The 24,455-nt window shown below is 69.8% G+C and carries 18 protein-coding genes; 8 read left to right on the top strand and 10 right to left on the bottom strand.

The genetic code is table 11. The features are described from left to right. The 3 genes from ACZ3TS_RS31875 to ACZ3TS_RS31865 all read right to left on the bottom strand — a co-directional run. On the bottom strand, positions 1 to 1,467 hold a 1,467-nt coding region (locus ACZ3TS_RS31875), incomplete at its 3' end, for an IS1380 family transposase (protein WP_467624766.1). A gap of 614 nt (positions 1,468 to 2,081) precedes the next feature. Then, positions 2,082 to 2,714 (bottom strand): hypothetical protein, encoded by a 633-nt coding sequence (locus ACZ3TS_RS31870; RefSeq protein WP_467624765.1) that lies wholly within the window; start codon positions 2,712 to 2,714, stop codon positions 2,082 to 2,084. A gap of 21 nt (positions 2,715 to 2,735) precedes the next feature. Further along, on the bottom strand, positions 2,736 to 3,269 hold the full coding sequence (locus ACZ3TS_RS31865) for a hypothetical protein (protein WP_467624762.1): 534 nt from the start codon (positions 3,267 to 3,269) through the stop codon (positions 2,736 to 2,738). A gap of 280 nt (positions 3,270 to 3,549) precedes the next feature. Here ACZ3TS_RS31865 and ACZ3TS_RS31860 point away from each other — a divergent pair, with 280 nt between their 5' ends. Continuing rightward, on the top strand, positions 3,550 to 4,134 hold the full coding sequence (locus ACZ3TS_RS31860; protein WP_467624761.1) for a hypothetical protein: 585 nt from the start codon (positions 3,550 to 3,552) through the stop codon (positions 4,132 to 4,134). 81 nt (positions 4,135 to 4,215) lie between these two features. Further along, positions 4,216 to 6,030 (top strand): NHL domain-containing thioredoxin family protein, encoded by a 1,815-nt coding sequence (locus tag ACZ3TS_RS31855; protein ID WP_467624759.1) that lies wholly within the window; start codon positions 4,216 to 4,218, stop codon positions 6,028 to 6,030. A gap of 17 nt (positions 6,031 to 6,047) precedes the next feature. Here the strand turns inward: ACZ3TS_RS31855 and ACZ3TS_RS31850 are convergent, their stop codons facing one another. From ACZ3TS_RS31850 to ACZ3TS_RS31840, 3 genes are all read right to left on the bottom strand, one after another. Next, positions 6,048 to 6,281, bottom strand: coding sequence for a DUF6458 family protein (locus ACZ3TS_RS31850; RefSeq protein ID WP_467624756.1), 234 nt, complete (start codon positions 6,279 to 6,281; stop codon positions 6,048 to 6,050). Positions 6,282 to 6,388: 107 nt separating this feature from the next. Continuing rightward, on the bottom strand, positions 6,389 to 7,738 hold the full coding sequence (locus ACZ3TS_RS31845; protein ID WP_467624755.1) for a M18 family aminopeptidase: 1,350 nt from the start codon (positions 7,736 to 7,738) through the stop codon (positions 6,389 to 6,391). A 124-nt stretch (positions 7,739 to 7,862) separates the two neighbouring features. Beyond that, the gene (locus tag ACZ3TS_RS31840; protein WP_467624773.1) at positions 7,863 to 9,689 is read right to left on the bottom strand and encodes an acyl-CoA dehydrogenase; all 1,827 of its coding nucleotides are present in this window, start codon (positions 9,687 to 9,689) and stop codon (positions 7,863 to 7,865) included. Between the two features lie 143 nt (positions 9,690 to 9,832). Here ACZ3TS_RS31840 and ACZ3TS_RS31835 point away from each other — a divergent pair, with 143 nt between their 5' ends. From ACZ3TS_RS31835 to ACZ3TS_RS31825, 3 genes are all read left to right on the top strand, one after another. Further along, positions 9,833 to 10,321, top strand: coding sequence for an SseB family protein (locus ACZ3TS_RS31835; RefSeq protein WP_467624754.1), 489 nt, complete (start codon positions 9,833 to 9,835; stop codon positions 10,319 to 10,321). Positions 10,322 to 10,510: 189 nt separating this feature from the next. Next, positions 10,511 to 11,491 carry a pirin family protein gene (locus ACZ3TS_RS31830; protein ID WP_467624752.1) on the top strand — a complete coding sequence of 327 codons (981 nt, stop codon included), beginning with the start codon at positions 10,511 to 10,513 and terminating at the stop codon, positions 11,489 to 11,491. A gap of 86 nt (positions 11,492 to 11,577) precedes the next feature. After that, a complete protein-coding gene (locus ACZ3TS_RS31825; protein ID WP_467624751.1) occupies positions 11,578 to 12,687 on the top strand; it encodes an AI-2E family transporter in 1,110 nt (369 codons plus the stop codon). On the opposite strand, the gene ACZ3TS_RS31820 is transcribed toward ACZ3TS_RS31825, so the two are convergent. Next, positions 12,673 to 14,820, bottom strand: coding sequence for a SpoIIE family protein phosphatase (locus tag ACZ3TS_RS31820; RefSeq protein WP_467624748.1), 2,148 nt, complete (start codon positions 14,818 to 14,820; stop codon positions 12,673 to 12,675). The two genes, ACZ3TS_RS31825 and ACZ3TS_RS31820, sit on opposite strands and share 15 nt — an antisense overlap. Positions 14,821 to 15,096: 276 nt before the next feature. Between ACZ3TS_RS31820 and aspS the strand changes: the two genes are divergently transcribed. After that, positions 15,097 to 16,860 carry an aspartate--tRNA ligase gene (aspS, locus tag ACZ3TS_RS31815; RefSeq protein ID WP_467624746.1) on the top strand — a complete coding sequence of 588 codons (1,764 nt, stop codon included), beginning with the start codon at positions 15,097 to 15,099 and terminating at the stop codon, positions 16,858 to 16,860. 159 nt (positions 16,861 to 17,019) lie between these two features. Next, positions 17,020 to 17,979 (top strand): intradiol ring-cleavage dioxygenase, encoded by a 960-nt coding sequence (locus tag ACZ3TS_RS31810; RefSeq protein ID WP_467624744.1) that lies wholly within the window; start codon positions 17,020 to 17,022, stop codon positions 17,977 to 17,979. Between the two features lie 64 nt (positions 17,980 to 18,043). On the opposite strand, the gene ACZ3TS_RS31805 is transcribed toward ACZ3TS_RS31810, so the two are convergent. From ACZ3TS_RS31805 to ACZ3TS_RS31795, 3 genes are all read right to left on the bottom strand, one after another. Further along, the gene (locus ACZ3TS_RS31805) at positions 18,044 to 18,409 is read right to left on the bottom strand and encodes a PH domain-containing protein (RefSeq protein ID WP_467624741.1); all 366 of its coding nucleotides are present in this window, start codon (positions 18,407 to 18,409) and stop codon (positions 18,044 to 18,046) included. Positions 18,410 to 18,538: 129 nt separating this feature from the next. Beyond that, positions 18,539 to 20,254, bottom strand: coding sequence for a methionine--tRNA ligase (gene metG / locus ACZ3TS_RS31800; protein WP_467624739.1), 1,716 nt, complete (start codon positions 20,252 to 20,254; stop codon positions 18,539 to 18,541). Between the two features lie 168 nt (positions 20,255 to 20,422). Then, positions 20,423 to 22,054, bottom strand: a complete 1,632-nt coding sequence (locus tag ACZ3TS_RS31795; RefSeq protein ID WP_467624738.1) for a VWA domain-containing protein — start codon at positions 22,052 to 22,054, stop codon at positions 20,423 to 20,425. Between the two features lie 322 nt (positions 22,055 to 22,376). Between ACZ3TS_RS31795 and ACZ3TS_RS31790 the strand changes: the two genes are divergently transcribed. After that, positions 22,377 to 24,437: a PhoX family protein gene (locus ACZ3TS_RS31790; RefSeq protein WP_467624735.1), complete on the top strand. Its 2,061-nt coding sequence runs from the start codon at positions 22,377 to 22,379 to the stop codon at positions 24,435 to 24,437. Positions 24,438 to 24,455: the final 18 nt, after the last annotated feature.

Genomic DNA, 24,455 nt, shown 5'->3' with positions numbered 1-24,455 from the left:
GCCGTTAACCGATGCACCGGACAACCGCGACGGGACGGCCACACCGCTGCCACCGATTTGACCTGCGGCGTTTCCGCTTAACTGCCGGGCATTGGCCCAGGGCCAGGTCCGCTCGATTCGCAAGTAGCGGCGGCGAGCGTGGTGGGCCAGGCGGGCGGGCAGGTGGTAGAGGCGCAAGCGCATGGTGTCCGGTTCGGCGTTGGCCAGGCTCTCGCTGTCGTGCAGGGTCAGCAGACGGAGCCAGGCGTCGAGATCGACCGCGAGGTTCGCGGCGAGCATCCATGCCGCGTTGATCTGCCATGACTGGGAGGGCAGGTTGTGCAGGCCCATGGCCTTGCCGGTGCGGATGCGGTCTTCGACCTCGGCGTGGTCGCGGTGCAGGGCGTCGAGGAACTGGATCTGATGGGAACCGGCGATGCCCCACATGTGCCGGATGTTCGTGGCAGTGATCGAGTAGCGCCAGCCGGTCTTCTTCTCGAAGTCGGTCAGCTTCTTCAGCTGCCGCCTCGAGGGCTTGACGCGGCGGACGATCAGTCGCATCCCCTCCGGCCAGCCGTCACGGGTGTTCACGCCGGTCAACTCCGCCACCTGGTAGCCCTCCTGGAGTTCGCCGCCCTGTGTCAGCGAGGTCTCCCACGCGCTTTCGGGAAGCTTCGCGATCGCGGCCTCGTCCTCGGGCGTGATCTTCCAGCCGACCGTGTAACGGACCGTGCGCCGTGTGGTGTTCAACGCTTCGAGGTGCTGAAGCAGGCCGTGCGTGGCCCCCGCGCCGTCGACGCGGATCAGCAGCTTGGACTGCGAGGAGCGGGGGATCTGCTCCAGGCAGGCGGCCAGCACGCGCAGGTGGTCCTCGACGGTGTTCGCCCCCGCGTTGCCCGGGCGTAGTTCCATCGCGAGGCTCTCGCCGGTGTTCGCGCACCAGCCGCCCAGCGGATGGAACCCGAACGTACCCTTGAACGTGCCCGCGGCGCCTTCCTTCCTGGTCGCGGCGGTGATGACCGTGGCGTCCAGGTCCACCACGATCCACCCCTTCAGCCTCCGCCCGGCGACCTCGATCCACGGGAAGCCGCCGGGCCGCAGGTGGAGCAGCGTCCACACGTGCCGGCGTGCCCGCCGCCGCACCTTCGCGATCTTCGCCAGGGTCGTGTCGTCCAACCCGATCAGCAATCGGCGCACCGTCGAGTCCGAGGCTGGGGTACCGAACACGCCTTGGTGGTGGCGCTGGAGCTGCTCAGCCTCCAGCACACTCCTGGCCCCGAGCACGATCGCCACGGCGAGCTGGACCAGCACCCCGGCCCGCTCCCGCCAGCCGCTGGCTCTGCTGGAGGGCAGCACACCCGCGAGCCCTCGTGTCAGCCCGATCCGGTCCGCCAACTTCCGCAGCAGCACCGCCCCCGCATGCCCGACCAGCCCCTTCCCGTCGGCCGTCACGGACAGCCCCCGCTCCCACCCTGTACGCTCGACCACCAGAAAGGTGTCCTGACTCCTGCACCGGATACGAACTCGACACTCGCATCCTTGCAGATCAGCGGCACCTTTCTGCTGTCAGGGCGTCAGCTCACCCAATTCCGGTGAATAGCCAGGGCTAACTCACCCCGGCGGCGTGCTGCTGACCGCGCAGCGCGCCCCTTCGCCATGCCTGGAGCCACCCATGCATCACTCACACCTGCTCCCGCGAGACCTCCCGCACGCCGAGATGATCGCTGCCGCCGCTGCCCTCGTGTTGGCACCCGCCAAGGGCGAAACCGTCCCGTTCCTCGACGCCGCTCACGCCATCTCCCGCGAGGTCCGGCGCTCTGGTGGCGACAGCAGCGCGTACCGCCTCGGCACGGTCAAGCGCGTGTTGCAAGAGGCAGGCATCCGCACCCGCAACGAGTCGCCGGGCAGCGACACGGTCTACCTCGACGGCGTACGCCTGCTGCTGCCCGCTGCGCAAGCGCTCGCCGACCGGATCGGCCGCACTCCCCCGATGCGCATGCTGCAAGCCGAACTCGCCATCTGTCCCGTCTTCGGCGATCTGGTCCCGGTCTCAGTTGATCAGGTTCGTCCTGGCCATGCTGCGCGGTGGCGTCGACCCCTTATCACTCGCTGTCGACGTGCCGTGCTCGGAGCCATGCTGCCTCGAACTCGTCTGGGTGGATTTCCTTGTCCGCCCACTCAGGGTCAAATAGGTCCACAACCGGCGGATTGAACGTCCAGTCATCGGGTCCGCTCTTCAGCGCGGTCCCGTCGCTGGCGAGCTCTACCTGACGCAACCTGCGGCCGTCGGAGCCGACCTCCATGAAGTAGGTCGTGGGTTCATCGCCGTCGTCATCCCAGCGGCGCCGAAGGTGCACGATGCTCCGGTCCGCAAGCGTGCCGAAACCGGGGCGGCCGCGCTGTGTGTCGCGCTTGGCCCGCAGCCCGTCCAGGCCCGGAGGCATGGTCGGCTCGTCGATGTCGACTTCGTCGAGGTCCCCGTCGGCCCGCTCGATGGCTTCTGGACTGTCGACCACCTCGACCTCTGCGAAGGTCTCAAGGACCTCTCGGGCCGATCGCGCGTGGACCCACCACCATGCACCGCCCATGCCGTGGTCGTGCAGGACGAGAAAGCGCGACTTCGGCGCGGGGGTAGTGCTTGTCACGTCGGCCGAGCGTAGTTGAGTGCGATCAAGTGCGGTGCTTCGAATGTCGCGGCAGCGGTGCTGGACCAGATCGTCTGGGACAACAGCCACCAGTGGCCATCTCTGGCGTCGTCAGTGGGAACCGGTCAGTGCTCCGAAGCCGTCGTCCGGTGCATCTGCGGTAGAGGGTGGGCACTGATGTGTTTTGGTCCAGATTCCGGCCTTTTCCAGGAGGGGTTCGGGGGTGTCCGCCGTCCGGAAGGTGAAGGTGGTTCCCGCTGGTTCTGTCTGAAGGGCGATCTGTCCGAGCGGTTGGTGCAGCGTGATTGGTTGCCAGCGACACGCGGTCTCATCAAGGGAGGAGACCACCTGCGAGTAGGTCGGCTGGCCGGGGTGGGTTGTCGTGGTGGCCGACCTCGCGTGCGGGAGCCTGATGGTGTCGCGCCAGGTCTGGGCCATGATCGAGGTGACGAGGCGGCAGCGGCAGACGCAGAGCTCGACGTCACCGTAGGCGAACAGGTGCGGCCAGCGGCGTCGTTTGCTGACACGGCCGATGTCCCAGGGCTGCCCGAGGGTCGTGACGATGTCGTTCAGGGACGTGCCGCAGCGCAGTGGGCCGATGGCTCCGGTCGAGCCGAAGGTGGCAAGTATGTGCAGCGCGGTCACACCGTTGAGCATGCCAGTGGTCCAGTGAGGCGGCCACCAAGTTGTTCGTGGGTTGGCGTGCCAGGGCCCCGGCTGGCGCCGCAGCCCGCGCACCGAGCGAAGCCCTCCGGCGCGCGAAACCACATCTGACTACTCCCGAAAGCGCCCTTTAGCCCTGACCGGCTGCGGGGCGTTTCTGCGTTTCGGCAGATCACAGCCTTGAGATCGCTGGGAGCAGCGTCTGATCATCGACCCTGGCACCGCAACAGAGCGGAGTCAATCGACTGCGGAGGGGCACGCGATGAACGCTCGGATCGGCAACGGCAAGGCAGTCCACCTGATCGGCACCGGCGACAAACCCGCATGTGGGAAGTCCGGCGAGCTGCACGACGCCTCGGACCAGGACGTCACCTGCAAGGCGTGCATGAAGCCGACCGCCGACCCGGCGACCGCTCCCGCCGCGGTGTCGGAGCCCAAGCCGAAGCGCCGCAGTCTTTCCGCTGCCCGCGCCGACGAGGCCGAGCCGGTGGTTCCGGCCGTGCCGGTCCCGGCTCCGAAGCCCAAGGTCAAGCGGAAGGCCCGCAAGCCCCGCGCCACGAAGGCGGCGGGCACGACGAAGCTCTTCGCCTCCGACAAGAACGCCGACGCCACCACGATCCCCGGCGCTCGCCGGGCGGCGGTCGTCCGCGCGACCGGTGCGCTCACGGCTTCCGTGAACTGCGTCGAGTACGGGCCCATCGACGCTGCCGACAAGTGGATGGCGCTCTGTACAACCCACGACGAGCACAACTTCTACCCGACCCACCGCGACGCGTGGACCGCTCGCCGCCGCCCGCAGGACTGGTGCGGTGGCTGCGCCGTGATCGTGGCGGGCGACGACGCTTGACGGCCCCACTTGAACGCGAACGCCCCCGCCCTCGGGTGGGGGCGTTTTCGCGTTCACGTGGCGGTCGGCGATGCTGGACGAATGACGAAGCGCGTACGCGTCCGAGCCCCTGAGCTGGTCGGTAAGGGCGGATGGATCAACACCGGCGGCAAGAACCTCACCCTCGCGGACCTCCGAGGTCGTCTAGTGGTGGTAGATTTTTGGACGTTCTGCTGCATCAACTGTCTGCATGTCCTGGACGAGCTGCGCGAACTGGAGGAGAAGCACCGCGACACCGTAGTGATCATCGGCGTGCACTCTCCGAAGTTCGTCCACGAGGCGGAACACCAGGCGGTGGTGGACGCGGTCGAGCGGTACGGGGTGGAGCACCCGGTGCTCGACGACCCCGAGCTCGCCACCTGGAAGCAGTACGCCGTCCGTGCCTGGCCCACGCTCGTGGTCATCGACCCCGAGGGGTATGTGGTCGCGCAGCACGCGGGCGAGGGGCATGCGCACGCGATAGCGCGACTCGTCGAGGAGCTGGAGGAGGAGCACGCGGCGAAGGGCACACTGCGCCGCGGCGACGGCCCGTACGTCGCGCCTGAGCCCGAGCCCACGACCCTCCGCTTCCCGGGCAAGGCGCTCCTGCTGCCGTCCGGGACCTTCCTGGTCAGCGACACCACCCGGCACCAGCTGGTGGAGCTGGCGACGGACGGCGAGACGGTCGTACGCCGGATCGGTTCGGGCGTACGGGGCTTCGCGGACGGCCCGGTGGACACGGCGAGCTTCAGCGAGCCGCAGGGCCTGACGCTGCTCGACGAGGGTGCCGTGGTCGTGGCCGACACCGTGAACCACGCGTTGCGCCGCCTGGACCTGGCGACCGGTGAGGTCACCACGCTGGCGGGCACCGGCAAGCAGTGGTGGCAGGGCTCGCCGACGTCCGGCCCCGCCCGGGAGGTGGACCTCTCCTCGCCGTGGGACGTGGCGGTCTTCGGCGGCCGGGTCTGGATCGCCATGGCGGGCGTGCACCAGCTGTGGACGTACGACCCGCGGACGGCCACGGTCGCGGTGGCGGCGGGCACCACGAACGAGGGCCTGGTGGACGGCCCGGGCGCCGAGGCCTGGTTCGCGCAGCCGTCGGGGCTCGCGGTGTCGGCCGACGGGGAGCGGCTGTGGCTGGCGGACTCCGAGACGAGCGCCCTGCGCTGGGTCGACCCGGACGGCGCCATCCACACGGCGGTCGGCACGGGGCTGTTCGACTTCGGGCACCGCGACGGCGCGGCGGAACAGGCGCTGCTCCAGCACCCGTTGGGAGTGACCGCCCTGCCGGACGGCTCGGTGGCGGTCAGCGACACGTACAACCACGCGCTGCGTCGCTACGCGCCGGCGACGGGTGAGGTGAGCACGCTGGCGACGGATCTGCGGGAGCCGTCGGACGCGGTGCTCGTCGGCGAGGACATCGTGGTCGTGGAGTCGGCCCGCCACCGGCTGACCCGGCTGCGGCTGCCCGAGGAGGCGGTTCGGGTCGCCTCGGTCGCCCACCGCACCCAGCGCGCGGCGACCGAAGTGGCGCCCGGCAGGCTCCGGTTGGACGTGATCTTCCAGGCTCCGGCCGGCCAGAAGCTGGACACGCGCTATGGCCCCTCGACCCGTCTGCTCGTCTCCTCGACCCCGCCCGAGCTGCTGCTCAAGGGCGAGGGTGCGGACACGGACCTCGCGCGAGAGCTGGAGCTCAACCCCTCCATTCCGGAGGGCGTCCTGCACGTCTCGGCGATGGCCGCGTCCTGCGACGATGATCCTGCCAACGAGTATCCGGCGTGCCACGTCCACCAGCAGGACTGGGGTGTTCCGGTCCGCCTCGCCGAAGGCGGTACGACCCGCCTTCCGCTGGTGCTGGCGGGCATGGACACGGAGTAGACGGGACGGAACGGACGTCAGATCCCGTATTCGTCACGGTGGTGGTGCCGTTCCTCCTCGACCACCGGGGAGGGCGGGACCACCACCCGCCTGCGCCGGGCGATACTGCTGAAGGTGGCGACTCCGATCAGCCCGACGACCATGAAGATGACGCCGACCAGATGCAGGTTGACGCCGTTCATGTGCCAGTCGGTGGCGAACGCGAGGATGGCCCCCGCGGCTATGAGGATGATGCACCCACCCAGGCCCATGGCCCTGGCCTCCTGTCCGTACGGCTGTTGCGGACCCGAAGGCCGTACGACCCCCGGACCGAATCCGGGTACCCGGAAGCGGATGCGGCATTCCGGGAAGGTCCGGGTCAGCCCTCCAGGAACGCCGCCAGCGAGTTCGCCAGCAGATAGGGATCGTCCGCGGCGCACAGTTCGCGGGCGCTGTGCATCGACAGGATCGCCGCGCCGATGTCGACGGTCTTGATGCCGTGGCGGGCCGCCGTGATGGGGCCGATGGTCGTGCCGCAGGGCATCGCGTTGTTCGAGACGAAGGACTGGAAGGGGACGTTGGCCTTCTCGCAGGCCGCGGTGAAGATCGCGCGTCCCGAACCGTCCGTGGCGTAGCGGTTGTTGACGTTCACCTTGAGGATGGGGCCGCCGCCGGCCCGCGGGTGGTGCGTCGGGTCGTGCCGCTCCGCGTAGTTGGGGTGGACGGCGTGCCCGGTGTCGGAGGACAGACAGACCGAGCCGGCGAAGGCGCGCGCCCGGTCCTCGTACGAGCCGCCACGGGCGAACACCGAGCGCTCCAGCACCGACCCGAGCAACGGACCGTCGGCGCCGGTGTCCGACTGGGAGCCGTTCTCCTCGTGGTCGAAGGCGGCGAGCACCGGAATGTACGAGAGGGCGTCGTCGGAGGTGGCCACGGCCGTCAGCGCCGCGGTGGCCGCGTGCACGGACAGCAGGTTGTCCATCCGCGGGCCCGCCACCAGCTCCTTGTCCCGGCCCAGGTAGGCCGGCGGCTCCACGGAGTGGGTCATCAGGTCCCAGCCCGTCACCTCGCCGGCGGCCAGGCCCAGCTCCTCCTCGAGGAAGGCGATCAGGTCGCCGTCCCGCACATCGTCACCGAGACCCCAGACGGGCTGGAGGTGGCGCTGCTTGTCGAGCTTCAGCCCCTCGGCCGAGACCGAGCGGTCCAGATGGATGGCCAGCTGCGGCACGCGCAGCAGCGGTCTGTCGATGTTCACCAGACGTGTCGAGCCGTCGCGCAGGGACAGCCGACCCGCGAGTCCCAGGTCCCGGTCCAGCCACGAGTTGAGCAGCGGGCCACCGTAGATCTCCACCGCGATCTGCCGCCAGCCGTGAGCACCGCTGTCCGGCCGGGGCTTCACCCGCAGGTTCGGGGAGTCGGTGTGGGTGCCCATGATGCGGAACGGTGTGTGCGGGTCGGCGCCCTCGGGGATGTACCACGCGATGATCGCACCCCCGCGCAGCACGTACTTGCCGCCGCTCGTGCCGTCCCACGCATCCGTCTCGGCGACCTGCCGGAAACCGGCCTTCTCCAGCCGCTCGGCGGCGTTCGCCACGGCGTGGTAAGGCGACGGGCTCGCCGCCAGGAAGGACATGAGGTCGTCGGTGTGGCTGCGGTCGAAGGTGAGAGGTGCGCGCGTGGCGCCCCCTGGCGGGGTGGCGGCGGGCGACGGGCGAGAGCTGGTACTCATGTGTTCACCTTAACGACGGACGAGGGCCCGCTCCCGATGATGGGGAGCGGGCCCTCGTAAGGGGGATGTGGAGAGTTGGGGGCCGACCGGGCGGACAGGGTCCGGCCGGTCGGCTGCCGACGTCCTAGAACGCGGCCTCGTCCAGCTCCATGAGGTCCAGGTCCACGCCCTCGGCCACCTTGCGGGCCAGGGTCACGCCCGGCAGGACGTTGGCCGCGAAGAACTTCGCCGCCGCGATCTTGCCGGTGTAGAACGCCTTGTCCCGGGCGGAGGCGGTCTGAAGCTTCTCGGCGGCGACCGCGGCACCCTTCAGCAGCAGGTAGCCGACGATCACGTCACCGGAGGCCAGCAGCAGGCGGGTGGTGTTCAGGCCCACCTTGTAGATGTTCTTGACGTCCTGCTCGGTGGCCGCGAGGTCGGTCAGCATCAGGCCGACGATCGCCTCCAGCTCCACGGCGGCCTTGGCCAGGTGCTCGCGGGCGCCGGCCAGCTCCTCGCCGCCCGTGCCGAGCGCCAGGAACTTCTTGATGTCCTCGGCGAGCGAGTTCAGCGCGGCGCCCTGGTTGCGGACGATCTTCCGGAAGAAGAAGTCCTGACCCTGGATCGCGGTGGTGCCTTCGTAGAGGGTGTCGATCTTGGCGTCGCGGATGTACTGCTCGATCGGGTACTCCTGCAGGAAACCGGAGCCGCCGAAGGTCTGCAGCGACTGGGCGAGCTGCTCGTAGCCCTTCTCGGAGCCGTAGCCCTTGACGATCGGCAGGAGCAGGTCGTTCAGGGCGTGCTCGGTGGAGGCGTCCTCGCCGCCCGCCTCCTTGACGGCGATCGCGTCCTGGACGGAGGCGGTGTAGAGGACGAGCGCGCGCATGCCCTCGGCGTACGCCTTCTGCGTCATCAGCGAGCGGCGCACGTCGGGGTGGTGCGTGATGGTGACCTTGGGCGCGGTCTTGTCCATGAAGTTCGCCAGGTCCGGACCCTGGACGCGCTCCTTGGCGTACTCCAGCGCGTTCAGGTAGCCGGTGGACAGCGTGGAGATCGCCTTCGTGCCGACCATCATGCGGGCGAACTCGATGATGCGGAACATCTGGCGGATGCCGTCGTGCTTGTCGCCGATCAGCCAGCCCTTGGCCGGATGGCGGTCGCCGAAGGTCATCTCGCAGGTGTTGGAGGCCTTCAGGCCCATCTTGTGCTCGACGTTGGTGGCGTAGACACCGTTGCGCTCGCCGAGCTCGCCGGTCTCCCAGTCGAAGAGGTACTTCGGCACGAGGAAGAGGGACAGGCCCTTGGTGCCGGGGCCGGCACCCTCGGGGCGGGCGAGGACGTAGTGGAGGATGTTCTCCTCCATGTCGTGCTCACCGGAGGTGATGAAGCGCTTCACGCCCTCGATGTGCCAGGAGCCGTCCTCCTGCTGGACGGCCTTGGTGCGACCGGCGCCGACGTCCGAGCCGGCGTCCGGCTCGGTGAGCACCATGGTGGAGCCCCAGGTCTTCTCGACGGCTATCGTCGCGATCTTCTTCTGGGCCTCGGTGCCCTCCTCGAAGAGGATGCGGGCGAACGCAGGGCCGGAGGAGTACATCCAGATCGCCGGGTTCGAGCCGAGGATCAGCTCCGCGTAGGACCAGATCAGGGACGGCGGGGCGGTGGTGCCGCCGATCCCCTCGGGCAGGCCGAGGCGCCAGTACTCCGAGTCCATGAAGGCCTTGTAGCTCTTCTTGAAGGACGCGGGGACGGGGGCGGTGTTCGTCTCGGGGTCGAAGACCGGCGGGTTGCGGTCGGCGTCCGCGAAGGACTCCGCCAGCTCGTTCTCCGACAGGCGGATGAGCTCCTCGAGGATGCTCTTCGCGGTGTCCGTGTCCATCTCCGCGAACGGGCCGGTGCCGTACAGCTTGTCGCGCCCGAGCACCTCGAAGAGGTTGAACTCGATGTCGCGGAGATTCGACTTGTAGTGCCCCATGGCGACGGCTCCGTAGAGGGATCGGCGAGGCACTGTCTCCTCGCATCTGGTTCACGTACCAACTAGTAGCACCGATGATGCTACCCGTCGGTAATAAGAATCAACCCCTCATGGCCCATATGTGGCCCACTACTCTTTGGGGCATGTACGGCTACCAGAACGCGGGCGCGCAGCAGCAGTACGCCTCGCCGCAGCAGCAGATGCCGGGGCAGATGCCGGGCGGGCAGATGCCCGGCGGATACGGCCAGCAGCCCCCGCTGTATCCAGAGCCGTCGCCGCCGTCGCTCGCGGACGCGGTCCGCGCGTTCACCACGGGGTCGATGTCCGCCGAGGACTTCCAGCAGATCTTCGCCACGTCCAAGGTGTACTGCCCGCGTGGCGACAACCCGGGTTTCCTCGCGCTGCACAACACCCAGCAGCCCGTGATCCCGATGTTCACCTCGCTCAAGGAGCTGCGCAGGTACGCCGGCAAGGAGTCCAAGTACTTCGTGATCACCGGGGCGGAGGTGATCGATCTGCTGCCGACCGGGTACGGGTTCGTCCTCGACATGGAGGGGGAGCACCGGATGGTGTTCGATGCGAAGGCGGTCGAGCAGATGGTCGAGTTCGCGATGCGACGTATGTACGGGTGAGATCGTGGTCCGGCTGCGCGCGATGCGTGGCCGGCCGCGCATCGCGCGGCGGAACCGCGCGATGTCACGGCCCCGCGCCCCTGAGGGACGCACTCGAAGCCCGGAGGGAATGCCCTCCGGGCTTTCTGCGTTCGGGAGTGGCAGAAAGTTCAATCGTCAACTAAAGTGGGACCACAAGGAGGTACCGACATGCCTGCAGTGACCGTCGAGAACCCGCTGACCCTGCCCCGTGTGGTCGCACCGTCCGACGGGGTGGCCCGTCCTGTGCTTGGTGTCACGACGGCGCCCAGCGGTTTCGAGGGTGAGGGCTTCCCGGTTCGCCGCGCGTTCGCCGGGATCCACTACCGCCACCTCGACCCGTTCATCATGATGGACCAGATGGGCGAGGTGGAGTACGCGCCGGGCGAGCCCAAGGGAACCCCGTGGCACCCGCACCGCGGCTTCGAAACCGTGACGTACATCATCGACGGCGTCTTCGACCACCAGGACTCCCACGGCGGTGGCGGCACCATCACCAACGGCGACACCCAGTGGATGACCGCGGGCTCCGGCCTCCTGCACATCGAGGCCCCGCCGGAGTCGCTCGTCGTGTCCGGCGGTCTTTTCCACGGCATCCAGCTCTGGGTCAACCTGCCCGCCAAGGACAAGATGATGACCCCGCGCTACCAGGACATCCGCGGCGGCCAGGTCCAGCTGCTCTCGACCCTTGACGGCGGCGCGCTGCTGCGTGTCATCGCGGGCGAGCTGGACGGTCACCAGGGCCCCGGCATCACGCACACGCCGATCACCCTGATCCACGCGACCGTTGCGCCGGGCGCGGAGGTCACCCTGCCGTGGCGCGAGGACTTCAACGGCCTCGCGTACGTCCTGGCCGGCCGCGGCAGTGTGGGCGCGGAGCGGCGGCCGATCCACCTCGGCCAGACGGCCGTGTTCGGCGCGGGCTCCTCGCTGACCGTCCGCGCGGACGAGAAGCAGGACTCCCACACGCCGGACCTGGAGGTCGTCCTGCTGGGCGGACAGCCGATCCGTGAGCCGATGGCGCACTACGGCCCGTTCGTGATGAACACCCGCGAGGAGCTCCAGCAGGCCTTCGAGGACTTCCAGAAGGGACGCCTCGGCACGATCCCGGCGGTGCACGGGATGTCCGAGAGCGGACCGCAGGCCGACTGACCGGCTGCACCGGATTCTGACGTTGCGTCACCCGGGCGGGCCGTCCGCGCAGGACAGCCCGCCCTTTCGCGTGATCGGCTGGGGGCGTGCATCTGCTCCCCGACCCCGTACGCCGGCTCGCCGCGTGGTGCGTCGTCGTCCTGCTGGTCGCCGGCGTCGGCTGGGTCGGGATCAGGCTGTGCGGGGAGTTCCGCACGGCCGTCGTGCCCGTGCTGCTCGCCCTGCTCGGGACCGCGCTCCTCGGACCGCTGCACCGGCGGCTCGTGCGCGTCGGCGTGCACCGGTCGCTCGCCGCCTTCATCACGTGTGTCGCCGTGGTGGCCGTGGTCGGCGGGGCGGTGTACATCGTCGTCGCCGCGCTCATCGACACCGGCGACGAGATCGTCTCCTCCCTCAAACAGGCCGCGAGGTCGCTCACACGGCACTTCGGGGCGGCCGGGACTTCCCTGGACGACCTGGCCACCAACTCCAGGCAACTGCTCACCAAGTTCGGCGGGACCGCCGCGTCCAACGTCATCAGCGGGGTCAGCGTCGTCGGCGAGAGCATCGCCATGGCCGTCCTGGCCCTGTTCCTCGTCTTCTTCTTCCTGCGCGACGCCCCCCGGGCCGCGGACCTGCTGCGCTCGCTCGCCCCGCACGGCACCGCCGACACCGTCGAGGTCGTGGCGCGGCGCGCCTACGCGGCCGTCGAGGGGTTCATGCGCGGGACCACGGTCATCGCGTTCATCGACGCGACCTGCATCACCGTGGGGCTGCTGGTCCTCGGCGTCCCGGGCGCGGTCGGACTCGGCGCGCTCGTCTTCGTCGGGGCGTACGTGCCCTATCTCGGTGCCTTCATCTCCGGTGCGGTCGCGGTCCTGGTCGCCCTGGCGGACCGAGGGTTCGTCATCGCGCTGTGGGCGCTCGGGGTGGTCGTCGCCGTTCAGCTGCTGGAGGGGCATGTGCTCCAGCCGGCGGTCCAGAGCCGGACCGTGCAGATGCACCCGGCGGCGGTGCTGCTGGCGATCACCGCGGGGGCGTCGGTCGCGGGGATCCTGGGGATGCTGCTCGCCGTACCGCTGACCGCGGCGGCGTTCGGCGTCGCGCACGAGCTGCGGGCGCGGTACGGCCACGGGGAGACGGCCGGCACGCGGCCGGAACCGGAGCGGGGGCCGGGGGAGCCGCCGAAGCCGCCCCCGATGTCACCGGACCGGTAGGCCCTGCATCTCCTCGTCCTCCTTCGCGGGCTCTTCGTACAGCTCGAACCAGATGCTCTTGCCTTGGCCCCGCGGATCCACGCCCCAGGCGTCGGCGAGCAGTTCGATGAGGAGCAGGCCGCGCCCGGAGGAGGCGAGTTCGCCGGGATCGCGCTTGTGCGGCAGGTTGTCGCTGGCGTCCGTGACCTCCACGCGCACCCGGCGGCCCCCGCCGCCCTCGTCGCCGTAGACCTCGGCGACGAGGAGCGCGTTCGCGTCGGTGTGCACGAGGACGTTCGTGAGCACCTCGGAGACCAGCAGCACGGCAGAGTCCACCTGCTCCTCGGAGGACCAGTCGTGCAGCAGTTCGCGCAGCTGCTGCCGGGCGACCGCGATCCGCTCCGGCTCGGTCTGCGCCACCGTCAGCATCGAGCGGCGCACGGGCTGCCCGATGCCCGCGACCGTTGTGCAGCCGCACCCCTCGCCGACCCGGCACAGCAGCATCACGGCTATGTCGTCCTCGCGCCGATCGGTCAGCGGTCCGGTCGCGTGGTGCGAGGAGGGTCCGTGCACGGCCTGGACCAGTGAGTCGGCCAGCTCCTCCATGTCGCCGTCGTGTTCCTCGAGGATCCGCCGGATCCGCCGCCAGCCGGTGTCCAGGTCGTGGCCGCCGGTCTCGATCAGCCCGTCCGTGCACAGCAGCATGGTCTCCCCCGGCTCCAGGACGAGCCGGGTGGTCGGATAGTCCGCGTCCGGGTCGATGCCGAGCGGCAGTCCGCCCGCCGTCGGCCGCATCAGCACGGTTCGGTCGGCCATGCGGATCGCGGGGTCGGGGTGGCCGGCGCGGGCGATCTCCAGCATGCCGGTGGCCGGGTCCACCTCGACGTAGAGGCAGGTCGCGAAGCGCAGGTCGGCGCCGTCCTCGCCGTACGTCATCCCGTGCAGGAAACGCGAGGCGCGCGAGAGGACCGCGTCCGGGCGGTGGCCCTCGGCGGCGTACGCCCGCAGCGCTATCCGCAACTGGCCCATGAGGCCCGCGGCGCGGACGTCGTGGCCCTGGACATCGCCGATGGTGAGCGCGAACCGGCCTCCCGGCAGCTGGATCATGTCGTACCAGTCGCCGCCCACCTGGAGCCCGCCGCCGGTCGGTACGTAGCGGGCGGCCACGGTCATGCCGGGTATCTGCGGGCCCAGCGTGGGCAACATCGAGCGCTGCAGCCCGTCGGTCAGCTCCCGTTCCGTCTCGGCGGCGCCCGCGCGGGAGAGGGCCTGGGCGAGCATACGGGCGACCGTGGTGAGCACCGAGCGCTCGTCGGGCGTGAAGGTGACCGGGTACTTGAACGCGGCCATCCACGCGCCCATCGTGCGCCCCGCCACGGTGAGCGGCAGGAAGGCCCAGGACTGACGGTCGAAGTGGGCGGCGAGCGGCCAGGAGACCGGGTAGCGGGTCTTGTACTCCATGGGTGAGGACAGATACACGGCGCGGCCGGTGCGGACGACCTCGGCTGCCGGGTAGTCCGTGTCCAGCGACATCTGGGTGAAGAGATCCTCGGCCCCCGGCTTGTGCCCGTGGTGGCCGACGACGGTCAGGCGGTCGCCCTCGGCCCCGAAGACCGCCAGTCCGTCCGGGGAGAAGCCGGGCATCGACAGCCCGGCCGCGACACGCAGCACCTCCTCCGTGGACCGTGCCTCGGCCAGGGCGCGCCCGGCGTCCAGCAGGAAGGCCTCCCGCGAGCGGCGCCAGTCGCCGGTGATGGGGGAACGCGCGGCGCTCGGGGAGGGCTCGGTGACCTCCTGCAGCGTCCCGACCAGCTTGTACTCACCCGTGTGCGGATCGAGCGACGGTTTGGAACGGCTGCGGACGGTGCGCACCACGCGCCCGTGCGCATCCATGATCCGCATCCGGACCTCGGCGATGGTGCCCTCGGCCAGGGCGAGCTGGACGACTCCGTCGACCTCGTTCCAGTCGACCGGGTGGAAACGGGCGCGGATCCCGGCCTCGGTGAGCGTCGTCGGTTCCGCGGGCAGCCCGACCAGCCGCGCGGCCTCGCCGTCCAGAGTGACGAGCCCCGCGGCGGCGTCGTAGCGCCACAGGCCGGTCGCGAGAGCGGCCAGGACGCCCCCCACGGCGGGCAGGGGCTCACCAGTGCGCATTGCCCCACTGTATGAAGAGGTGATCGAGGGTTGCCACCGAACGCAGGAAAGGGGGGATCTTGAGCGGGTTCGTGGCGATCCCGAACATGTCCGAGGTGACCTTCGGCGCGTCAGGGTGGCATCCGCACCCGTGACAGGGGAGCGCGCCGTATCAATGAGGGGGAGGCGATCTTGGGGCGGCCGGTACCCTTGGTAGCTCCGGGCCGTGCCCGCCCGGAGGCACCGGGGCGAGCGCCCCCGGAAAGACCCCGATCCGCGAAGACTGGATGAACGACGATGCATCGGTACAGGTCCCACACCTGCGGCGAGCTCCGCGCCTCTGACGTCGGCAGCGACGTCCGGCTGAGTGGCTGGCTGCACAATCGGCGCGACCTGGGCGGCATCCTCTTCATCGATCTTCGCGACCACTACGGCATCACGCAGCTCGTCGCCCGCCCCGGCACGCCCGCGTACGAGGCGCTCGACAAGCTCTCCAAGGAGACGGTCGTCCGGATCGACGGCAAGGTCGTCTCCCGTGGCACGGAGAACGTGAACCCGGACCTGCCGACCGGCGAGATCGAGATCGAGGTCGGCGAGGTGGAGGTGCTGGGCGAGGCGGCCCCGCTCCCCTTCACGATCAACACCGAGGACGGCGTGAACGAGGAGCGGCGCCTGGAGTACCGCTTCCTGGACCTGCGCCGCGAGCGCATGCACCGCAACATCATGCTGCGGACGGCCGTGATCTCGTCCATCCGCCACAAGATGGCGGCGATGGGCTTCAACGAGATGGCGACCCCGATCCTCAGCGCCACCTCCCCGGAGGGCGCCCGCGACTTCGTCGTCCCCTCCCGCCTGCACCCGGGCAAGTTCTACGCCCTGCCCCAGGCCCCGCAGCAGTTCAAGCAGCTGCTGATGATCTCCGGCTTCGACCGCTACTTCCAGATCGCGCCCTGCTTCCGCGACGAGGACGCTCGCGCGGACCGCTCGCCGGGCGAGTTCTACCAGCTCGACGTCGAGATGAGCTTCGTCGAGCAGGAGGACGTCTTCCAGCCGATCGAGAAGCTCATGACGGAGATCTTCGAGGAGTTCGGCGGCGGACGTCACGTCACCTCTCCCTTCCCGCGGATCCCGTTCCGCGAGGCGATGCTGAAGTACGGCTCGGACAAGCCGGACCTGCGCGCCAAGCTGGAGCTGGTCGACATCACCGACGTCTTCGAGGGCTCGGAGTTCAAGGCCTTCGCGGGCAAGCACGTACGCGCGCTGCCGGTGCCGGACGTCTCCTCGCAGCCCCGGAAGTTCTTCGACCAGCTCGGTGACTACGCGGTCTCGCTGGGCGCCAAGGGACTGGCCTGGGTACGCGTCGCCGAGGACGGCTCGCTGACCGGCCCGATCGCGAAGTTCCTGACCGAGGAGAACGTCGCGGAGCTGACCAAGCGCCTGTCCCTGGCCTCCGGTCACGCGGTGTTCTTCGGCGCCGGCGAGTTCGACGAGGTCTCGAAGATCATGGGCGCGGTGCGGGTCGAGGCCGCCAAGCGGGCCGGCCACTTCGAGGAGGGCGTCTTCCGCTTCTGCTGGATCGTCGACTTCCCGATGTACGAGAAGGACGAGGAGACCGGCGCGATCGACTTCTCGCACAACCCGTTCTCGATGCCGCAGGGTGGCCTGGAGGCGCTTCAGACCCAGGACCCGCTGGACATCCTGGGCTGGCAGTACGACATCGTCTGCAACGGCGTCGAGCTGTCCTCCGGCGCGATCCGGAACCACGAGCCGGAGATCATGCTCAAGGCCTTCGAGATCGCGGGCTACGACCGCGAGACCGTCGAGGAGAAGTTCGCGGGCATGCTGCGCGCCTTCCGCTTCGGCGCCCCGCCGCACGGCGGCATCGCGCCGGGCGTCGACCGTATCGTCATGCTGCTGGCCGACGAGCCCAACATCCGCGAGACGATCGCCTTCCCGCTCAACGGCAACGCCCTGGACCTGATGATGGGCGCGCCGACGGAACTGGACGAGGCGCGGCTGCGCGAGCTGCACCTTTCCATTCGGAAGCTGCAGCCGAAGTAACGGCGTGACGCGCGAGCGGGCCCCGAACCCCGAGGAGGGGTTCGGGGCCCGCTCGTCGTCCGTACGCCGCTCAGGACAGGGTCTTGTGCCCGCCCTCGGGCGGGGAGGCGCGCCCCTTTCTCAGCTCTCTGACAGGCTTCACGTCTACCTTCCAGGTGCATGACAGCCAATCAGAAACCCAGAGGTCCCCATCAGGCAAAGGACTTGACGCGCCGCAAGGTCGTCGCGGTGGGCGCGGGCGCGGTCGCGGCGGCCGGCCTGGGCGGCACGTTCGCGGTGAACGCCTTCGCCGACGGGAAGACGCGGACGTCGGCCTCCTCCGGGAGCGACGGCGAGCCCTGCTACAGCCTCACGTCGGAGACCGTCGAGGGCCCGTACTACATCGACGCGGACAAGATCCGCCGGGACGTCACCGAGGACCGGGAGGGCATCCCGCTCCTGCTCGCCCTTCAGGTGATCGACTCGGAGACCTGCCGGCCGATCGGAAACGCCGCCGTCGACATCTGGCACTGCGACGCGATCGGCGTCTACTCCGGCTACGAGGCCCAGGGCAGCGACGGTGGCGGCCCCGCCCCCACCGGCGAACCGCCGTCCGGCACACCCACCGGCGAACCGCCGTCCGGCGGTCCCGGCGGCGGTGGCGGGCACCAGGAACCCACCGACGACCAGCGCTACCTGCGCGGCACCTGGAGGACCGACCGGCACGGGCGCGTCACCTTCAGGACGATCTTCCCCGGCTGGTACCAGGGCCGCTGCGTCCACATCCACGTCAAGGTGCACGTGGACGGCGAGTGGACAGACGCGGGCTACGAGGGCGGCCACACCTGTCACACGGGACAGCTGTTCTTCGACGAGACGGCGGTGCTGGCGTCGGCGGAGGTCGCCCCCTACTCCACGAACCCGGTGACGCGCACCACGCTGACGGAGGACACGATCTATCCGCAGGACGGGCACGCGGGCGGTCTGCTGTACCTCACGTACGACAGGAAGAACATCGCGAAGGGTGTGCGGGCGCACCTGACGCTGGGCGTGTCGCCGGACGAGACGCACGACGGTACGGACGGTCCGGGACAGCCCGGGGCGTCCGCCACGCCGTCGGCTTCGGCGAGCGGCAGCTGACGCAGGGACGTCGAGGGCCCGGGAAACGACGGTTTCCCGGGCCCTTCTCGCGTGGTCCGCCTGGCTACTTGGCGACGAACTGCGTGAGGATCGCCTGGACCTCGTAGATGTCCACGCCCTTGGTGAAGGTCTTCTCGATCGGGGTGGGCGTTCCGGAGACCCAGATCTTGAGCTCGGCGTCCAGGTCGAAGGTGCCGGCGGTCTCGACCGCGAAGTGGGTGATGCTGCGGTACGGGATGGAGTGGTACTCCACCTTCTTGCCGGTGATGCCCTGCTTGTCGACCAGGATCAGACGGCGGTCGGTGAACAGGATGGTGTCGCGTATCAGCAGGAACGCGGCGTGTACCTGCTCGCCGTTGCCCAGCAGGCGCGCGTAGTCCTGCTGGGCCGTGGCCGAGTCGATGGTGTGCGCGTTTCCGAACAGCGCCATGGATGGTCCCCCCCACTCAGTTGGCTCACATGTGCAGTCATGTCCCAGTAAGTCACTGGCTTCACATGATCTTCGCAATGTATAGCTTTGGTGGTGGGTGCGTACAGGGGCGCGGAGGATCCAGTAGGGCTACTCCGACTCGCCGCCGAAGCGCTCCTTGTACGCGGCCAGGTCATCGTCCGTCAGCTTGGCGAAGAGGACCGGGGGAACCGTGAAGGGCGTGCCGACGGGGACCGAGGTCAAGGACCTGGCCTCCTCCCGCGTGACCCACGTCGCCGTGTCGTCCTTCAGGTCGAAGGCGCCGCGCATCGTCGCCGACGACGTCGGGATGAACGGTTCCGAGACCACCGCGTAGAGATGGATCAGGTTCATCGCCGTACGCAGGGTGAGGGCCGCGCCCTCCTTGTTCGTCTTGATCTCAAGCCAGGGGGCCTTCTCCTCGAGGTAGGAGTTGCCGGCCGACCACAGGGCGCGCAGCGAGGCCGCCGCCTTGCGGAACTGGATGGCCTCCATGTGCTCCTCGTACTCCGCGAGAAGGCGTGCGATCTCCTCGCCGAGCCTCGCCTCGGCCTCGCCCGGCTCGCCGCCCTCCGGGACCGCGTCGCCGAAGCGCTTGCGGGAGAAGGACAGGACCCGGTTGACGAAGTTGCCCAGCGTGTCCGCCAGGTCCTTGTTCACCGTGGCCGTGAAGTGCTCCCAGGTGAAGGACGAGTCGTCGGACTCCGGCGCGTTCGCCATCATGAAGTAGCGCCAGTAGTCGGCCGGGAGGATCTCCAGCGCGTCGTGCGTGAAGACGCCGCGCTTCTGCGACGTGGAGAACTTGCCGCCGTAGTAGTTGAGCCAGTTGAAGGCCTTGATGACGTCGACCTTCTTCCACGGAGCGCGGGTGCCCAGCAGGGTCGCCGGGAACATCACGCTGTGGAAGGGCACGTTGTCCTTGCCCATGAACTGCGTGTAGTGGACGTCCGCGTCCGACTCCCACCACCACGAGCGCCAGTCCCGGTTCTCCGGGTCCTGGTCGGCCCACTCCTTCGTCGCGCCGATGTACTCGATCGGGGCGTCGAACCAGACGTAGAAGACCTTGCCCTCCGCGGCCAGGTCCGGCCAGGTGTCGGCCGGAACCGGGACGCCCCAGTCCAGGTCACGGGTGATCGCCCGGTCGTGCAGGCCCTCGGTGAGCCACTTGCGGGCGATCGAGGAGGCCAGCACCGGCCAGTTGTCGGCGCGCTCGTCGACCCACGCCTCGACCTCGCCGGCCAGCGCGGACTGGAGGAGGAAGAGGTGCTTGGTCTCCCGGACCTCCAGGTCGCTGCTGCCGCTGATCGCCGAACGCGGGTCGATCAGGTCCGTCGGGTCCAGGACACGGGTGCAGTTCTCGCACTGGTCGCCGCGGGCCTTGTCGTAGCCGCAGTGCGGGCAGGTGCCGATGATGTACCGGTCGGGCAGGAAGCGGCCGTCGGCGTTCGAGTACACCTGGCGGATGGCCCGCTCCTCGATGAACCCGTTCGCCTTGAGCTCGCGGGCGATCTCCTGCGTGATGTCCCGGTTCTGCGGGGAGGAACTGCGGCCGAAGTAGTCGAAGGCCAGGTTGAAGCCGTCGTACACCGCCTTCTGCGCGTCGTGCGCCTGGGCGCAGAACTCGTCGACCGGCAGGCCGAGCTCCTTGGCCGCCAGCTCGGCGGGGGTCCCGTGCTCGTCCGTCGCGCAGATGTAGAGCACGTCGTGGCCGCGCTGACGCAGGTACCGGGAGTACACGTCGGCCGGGAGCATGGACCCCACCATGTTGCCCAGGTGCTTGATCCCGTTGATGTACGGAAGGGCGCTGGTGATGAGGTGTCGAGCCATCGCGGGCTGCTCCCAAGTCGTTACGTGGGGTGACGAGCGTCGGATTTCGGGCCGTCTGCGTCGTCTACGAACCTTGAAATCGTAGCCGAAACGGGCAGGCCGCCCGCTTCCCGTTCTGAGGGGTGGGAAGGGGCGGCCGGCCGGGGCCTCGTGGGGCGGCGGGTAGGGCTACGGGCGCCAGGACGCCAGCACGCCTTCGTAGACCTCCGTGTCCGTGAGCTCACGCGGGCTCTCGCCGGCCAGGAAGTGCGCGGCGTTGTCCGTCTTGAGCTTGCGGAGGTAGTCGAAGGCCTTGTTCCCCGGCTCGCCGAAGGCGATGAAGGAGAAGAAGATGCCGGGGTGGCTCTTCGCGGCCTCCGTGAGGGACTGGGTGGCGGGGGTCTTCGCGTCCGGGGCGCCGTCCGTCTGGAAGATCACCAGGGCGGGGAGGGCAGGGTCCGAGGACTTCTCGTGGTGGGCGATCACCGCTTCCACGGCCGCGTGGTAGCTGGTGCGGCCCATGCGGCCGAGACCCGCGTGGAGTTCGTCGATCTTGTTCTCGTGGTCGGTGAGGGTCAGTTCGCCGGTGCCGTCCAGTTCCGTGGAGAAGAAGACGACGTGGACCGTGGCCTCAGGGTCCAGGTGGGCGGCGAGGGCGAGGGCCTGCTCGCCGAGGGCCTGGGCGGAGCCGTCCTTGTAGTACGGGCGCATGGAGGCGGAGCGGTCGAGGACGAGGTAGACCTGGGCTCGGGTTCCGGTGAGGTCGTGCTTCTCGAGGGCGGTGGCCGCGGCCTTGTAGGCGGTGGTCAGGCCGGGGGCGCGGGACTTCACGCGGGCGAGTGTGAGGGCGGGGGCGGCGGCGTGCGGTTCGGCCGCCTCGGCTTCGCCTTCGGCGGAGTCGTCCCCGCCCGCGGGGTTGTCGTCGGCGGCGGCTGACTCCTGCGGGGTTTCCTCGGCGCCGGCGGTTGCCGGGCCGTCGGCCCGCGCGGCCACGGGCTCGGCCACTTCGGCTTCGGGCGTGGGTTCGGGTTCGGGGGTGGCCTCGGCGGTGGGTTCGGGTTCGGGGGTGGCCTCGGCGGTGGGTTCGGGTTCGGGGGTGGCCTCGGTCTCCGGCTCCGGCTTCGCCGTGGCCTCGGTCTCCGGCTCCGGCTTCGCCGTGGCCTCGGCGGTGGGCCGCTCCGGCTCTCCTGCGGCCCCGGCGGCCGGGGCCGGCTCGGGGGGCACCTCGGTATCCGGCTTCGCCGTGACCGCGGCCGTCGGCTCGGGCTCGGGGCTCGCCTCCACCACGGGCTCGTGCCCCCGCTCCGCCACAACCTCCAGCTCCGGCTCCTCCACAACCTCCGGCTCTGGCTTCTCCGTCACCTCGGCCGCAGCCTCGGCTCCGGGCTCCTCACGCTCCGGCTCAGCGGAAACCTCCGCCTCGGCCGAAACGGGCGCCTCGGCCGTGACCGGAGCTTCGGGCTCCGCCTCGGCCTCGGGCTCCGCCACAACCTCCGGCTCGGCTGAAAACGTCACCTCAGCCTCAGCCTCCGTCGCCTCCGCTGCCGGGGTCGTCTCCTCCATCGAGGTCGCCTGCCTCGGCACCGTCACGCTGTCGAACGCCGCCGACACCAGATCGTGCTCGTCCACCCGGTCCGACGACTGCTGGGCCGGGATCTCGGGCGTGACGGCCGGCTCGGTGGACTCCGCGGCGGACGCCTCCGACTCCGTCGCCGGTGCCGAAACCGTCGGCTCCGCGGGCCTCGACGAGGGCTCGCCCTCGGCGGAGCGACCCTTGCGTGAGCGGCCGAACGCGTTCCGCAGGAGAGTGAGAATGCCCATGTGCGCAACCCTTCGCATGAGTTGATGCCCGTCGATCCCTGGCCAGGACGGACACGTAAGGTTAGCGGGCGCAGGCGGCGATCTTGGGCAGGGTCCGACCCTCGGAAGCGCCCGATGTCAATACCGCGATCCCGCCGTTACCGACACGACGACCGGGCCGCGGGACCACCCCGCCCGGCCCGTGGACCACGCCTGTCAACCGGTGCCCCAACCCCCGTACGGATCCCGCCGGTTCACCGTCCGTTCATCCGTCCGCCCCGCTCCCGCACATCCATCCCCTTAGCGTCACGCCCACATCAAGGGATCATAAGGGGAGAGTAAAGTGCGCAAACTGCTGCCGCTGATCGGAACGCCGTCCAGTTCGCACCCCGGCGGCCGGTCGGCCCTGACATGCCGCTTCCGGTGCGGCGACGCCTGTTTCCACGAGGTGCCCAACACCAGCTCCAACGAGTACGTCGGCGACGTCATCGCCGGCGCGCTCAGCCGCCGTTCCGCCCTGCGCGCCGCCGCCGTCGTCACGGTCGCCACCGCCACCGGCACGGCAGCGATCGCCAAGGCCCCGCAGGCCGACGCGGCCACCACCGCCCACGCCGCCGCCACCACCGCCGCCCGCGGCCTCCGCTTCGCCCCCGTCGCACCCAACACCACCGACGCCGTCGTCGTCCCCGAGGGCTACCGCCAGAACGTCGTCATCCGCTGGGGCGACCCGATCCTCCGCGGCGCGCCCGCCTTCGACCCGGAGCACCAGACCGCCGCCGCCCAGGCGGGCCAGTTCGGGTACAACAACGACTTCCTCGCCCTCCTGCCGCTCCCGGGGGAGTGCGACCGCCAACTGCTCGTCGCCAATCACGAGTACACCGATGAAGTGATCATGTTCCGGGGCTACGACCCGGCGAACCCCACCCGGCAGCAGGTCGAGATCGCCTGGGCCGCCCACGGGCTCGCCGCCGTGGTCGTCGAGGAGGACAAGAGGACCGGGAGTCTCACCGCGGTTCCCCGACACCCCCTCAACCGCCGCGTCACCGCCACCACCGAGTTCCGTCTCACCGGCCCCGCCGCCGGATCCGACCTGCTGAAGACCTCCGCCGACCCGACCGGCCGCAAGGTCCTCGGCACGCTCAACAACTGCTCGGGCGGCACCACCCCATGGGGCACCACCCTGCACGGCGAGGAGAACTTCAACCAGTACTTCGCCAACGGGTCCAGCGCCACCGACAAGCGGTACGGCATCGGCACCTCCGCCACCGAGCGCAAGTGGGAGCGCTTCGACCGCCGCTTCGACCTCGCCCACGAGCCCAACGAGGTCCACCGCTTCGGGTACGTCGTCGAGTTCGACCCGTACGACCCCACCTCCACGCCCCGCAAGCACACCGCGCTCGGCCGCTTCAAGCACGAGGCCGCCACCGTGCGCCTCACCGAGGACGGGCGCCCCGTCGTCTACTCCGGTGACGACGAGCGGTTCGACTACTTCTACAAGTTCGTCAGCAGCAAGCGGATGCGGCACGGGAACTCCCGGTCCGTGCGCGAGCACAACCTCTCGCTCCTGGACGAGGGCACGCTGTACGTCGCCAAGCTCACCGGTGACTCCCCGGCCACCGACATCGACGGCAGCGGCAAGCTGCCGGCCGACGGGGAGTTCGACGGCTCCGGCACCTGGATCCCGCTCGCCACCGCCACCGCCCGCGGGGCCGTGTCCCACGTCGAGGGCATGAGCGCGGAGGAGGTCTTCGTGTTCACCCGGCTCGCGGGGGACAAGGTCGGCGCCACCAAGATGGACCGGCCCGAGGACATCCAGCCCTCTCCGCACACCGGCAAGGTCTATGTCGTCCTCACCAACAACACCAACCGCGGCAAGACCGGCAACGCGCCCGCCGACGAGGCCAACCCGCGCAACGGCAACAAGCACGGGCACATCCTGGAGCTCACCGAGAGCCGCAACCGGCCCGAGAGCACCTCGTTCGCCTGGTCGCTCTTCCTCGTCGCCGGTGACCCCGCCGACTCCTCCACCTACTTCGCCGGGTTCCCGAAGGACCAGGTCAGCCCGATCTCCTGCCCGGACAACGTCGCCTTCGACCCGTACGGCAACCTGTGGATCTCCACCGACGGCAACCAGCTCGGCTCCCACGACGGTCTCTTCGGTGTCGCCACCCGCGGCGAGCGGCGCGGTGAGCTCAAGCAGTTCCTGACCGTGCCGACCGGTGCCGAGACCTGCGGGCCGATCGTCCAGGACCGGCGTGTGGTCGTGGCCGTGCAGCATCCGGGTGAGGTCGACGGCGCGACCGTCGAGAAGCCGGCCAGCGCCTGGCCCGACGGCCCCGGGAAGATCGTCCGCCCGGCCGTCGTCGCGGTGTGGCGCGCGGACGGCCGTGACGTAGGGGTCTGACGTACGGCTGAGGGGGCG

The organism is Streptomyces sp. NPDC022910, assembly GCF_055561075.1.
Note: the sequence above shows the minus strand (reverse complement) of the source record. Positions and strands in the feature narration are given on the sequence as shown.

What these genes read in the sequence shown, in the direction of transcription:
- ACZ3TS_RS31860 (WP_467624761.1), top strand. Translation starts at nt 3,550, where the DNA reads ATGAACGCTCGGATCGGCAACGGCAAGGCAGTCCACCTGATCGGCACC.
- ACZ3TS_RS31855 (WP_467624759.1), top strand. Translation starts at nt 4,216, where the DNA reads ATGACGAAGCGCGTACGCGTCCGAGCCCCTGAGCTGGTCGGTAAGGGC.
- ACZ3TS_RS31850 (WP_467624756.1), bottom strand. Translation starts at nt 6,281, where the DNA reads ATGGGCCTGGGTGGGTGCATCATCCTCATAGCCGCGGGGGCCATCCTC.
- ACZ3TS_RS31845 (WP_467624755.1), bottom strand. Translation starts at nt 7,738, where the DNA reads ATGAGTACCAGCTCTCGCCCGTCGCCCGCCGCCACCCCGCCAGGGGGC.
- ACZ3TS_RS31840 (WP_467624773.1), bottom strand. Translation starts at nt 9,689, where the DNA reads ATGGGGCACTACAAGTCGAATCTCCGCGACATCGAGTTCAACCTCTTC.
- ACZ3TS_RS31835 (WP_467624754.1), top strand. Translation starts at nt 9,833, where the DNA reads ATGTACGGCTACCAGAACGCGGGCGCGCAGCAGCAGTACGCCTCGCCG.
- ACZ3TS_RS31830 (WP_467624752.1), top strand. Translation starts at nt 10,511, where the DNA reads ATGCCTGCAGTGACCGTCGAGAACCCGCTGACCCTGCCCCGTGTGGTC.
- ACZ3TS_RS31820 (WP_467624748.1), bottom strand. Translation starts at nt 14,820, where the DNA reads ATGCGCACTGGTGAGCCCCTGCCCGCCGTGGGGGGCGTCCTGGCCGCT.
- aspS (WP_467624746.1), top strand. Translation starts at nt 15,097, where the DNA reads ATGCATCGGTACAGGTCCCACACCTGCGGCGAGCTCCGCGCCTCTGAC.
- ACZ3TS_RS31810 (WP_467624744.1), top strand. Translation starts at nt 17,020, where the DNA reads ATGACAGCCAATCAGAAACCCAGAGGTCCCCATCAGGCAAAGGACTTG.
- ACZ3TS_RS31805 (WP_467624741.1), bottom strand. Translation starts at nt 18,409, where the DNA reads ATGGCGCTGTTCGGAAACGCGCACACCATCGACTCGGCCACGGCCCAG.
- metG (WP_467624739.1), bottom strand. Translation starts at nt 20,254, where the DNA reads ATGGCTCGACACCTCATCACCAGCGCCCTTCCGTACATCAACGGGATC.
- ACZ3TS_RS31795 (WP_467624738.1), bottom strand. Translation starts at nt 22,054, where the DNA reads ATGGGCATTCTCACTCTCCTGCGGAACGCGTTCGGCCGCTCACGCAAG.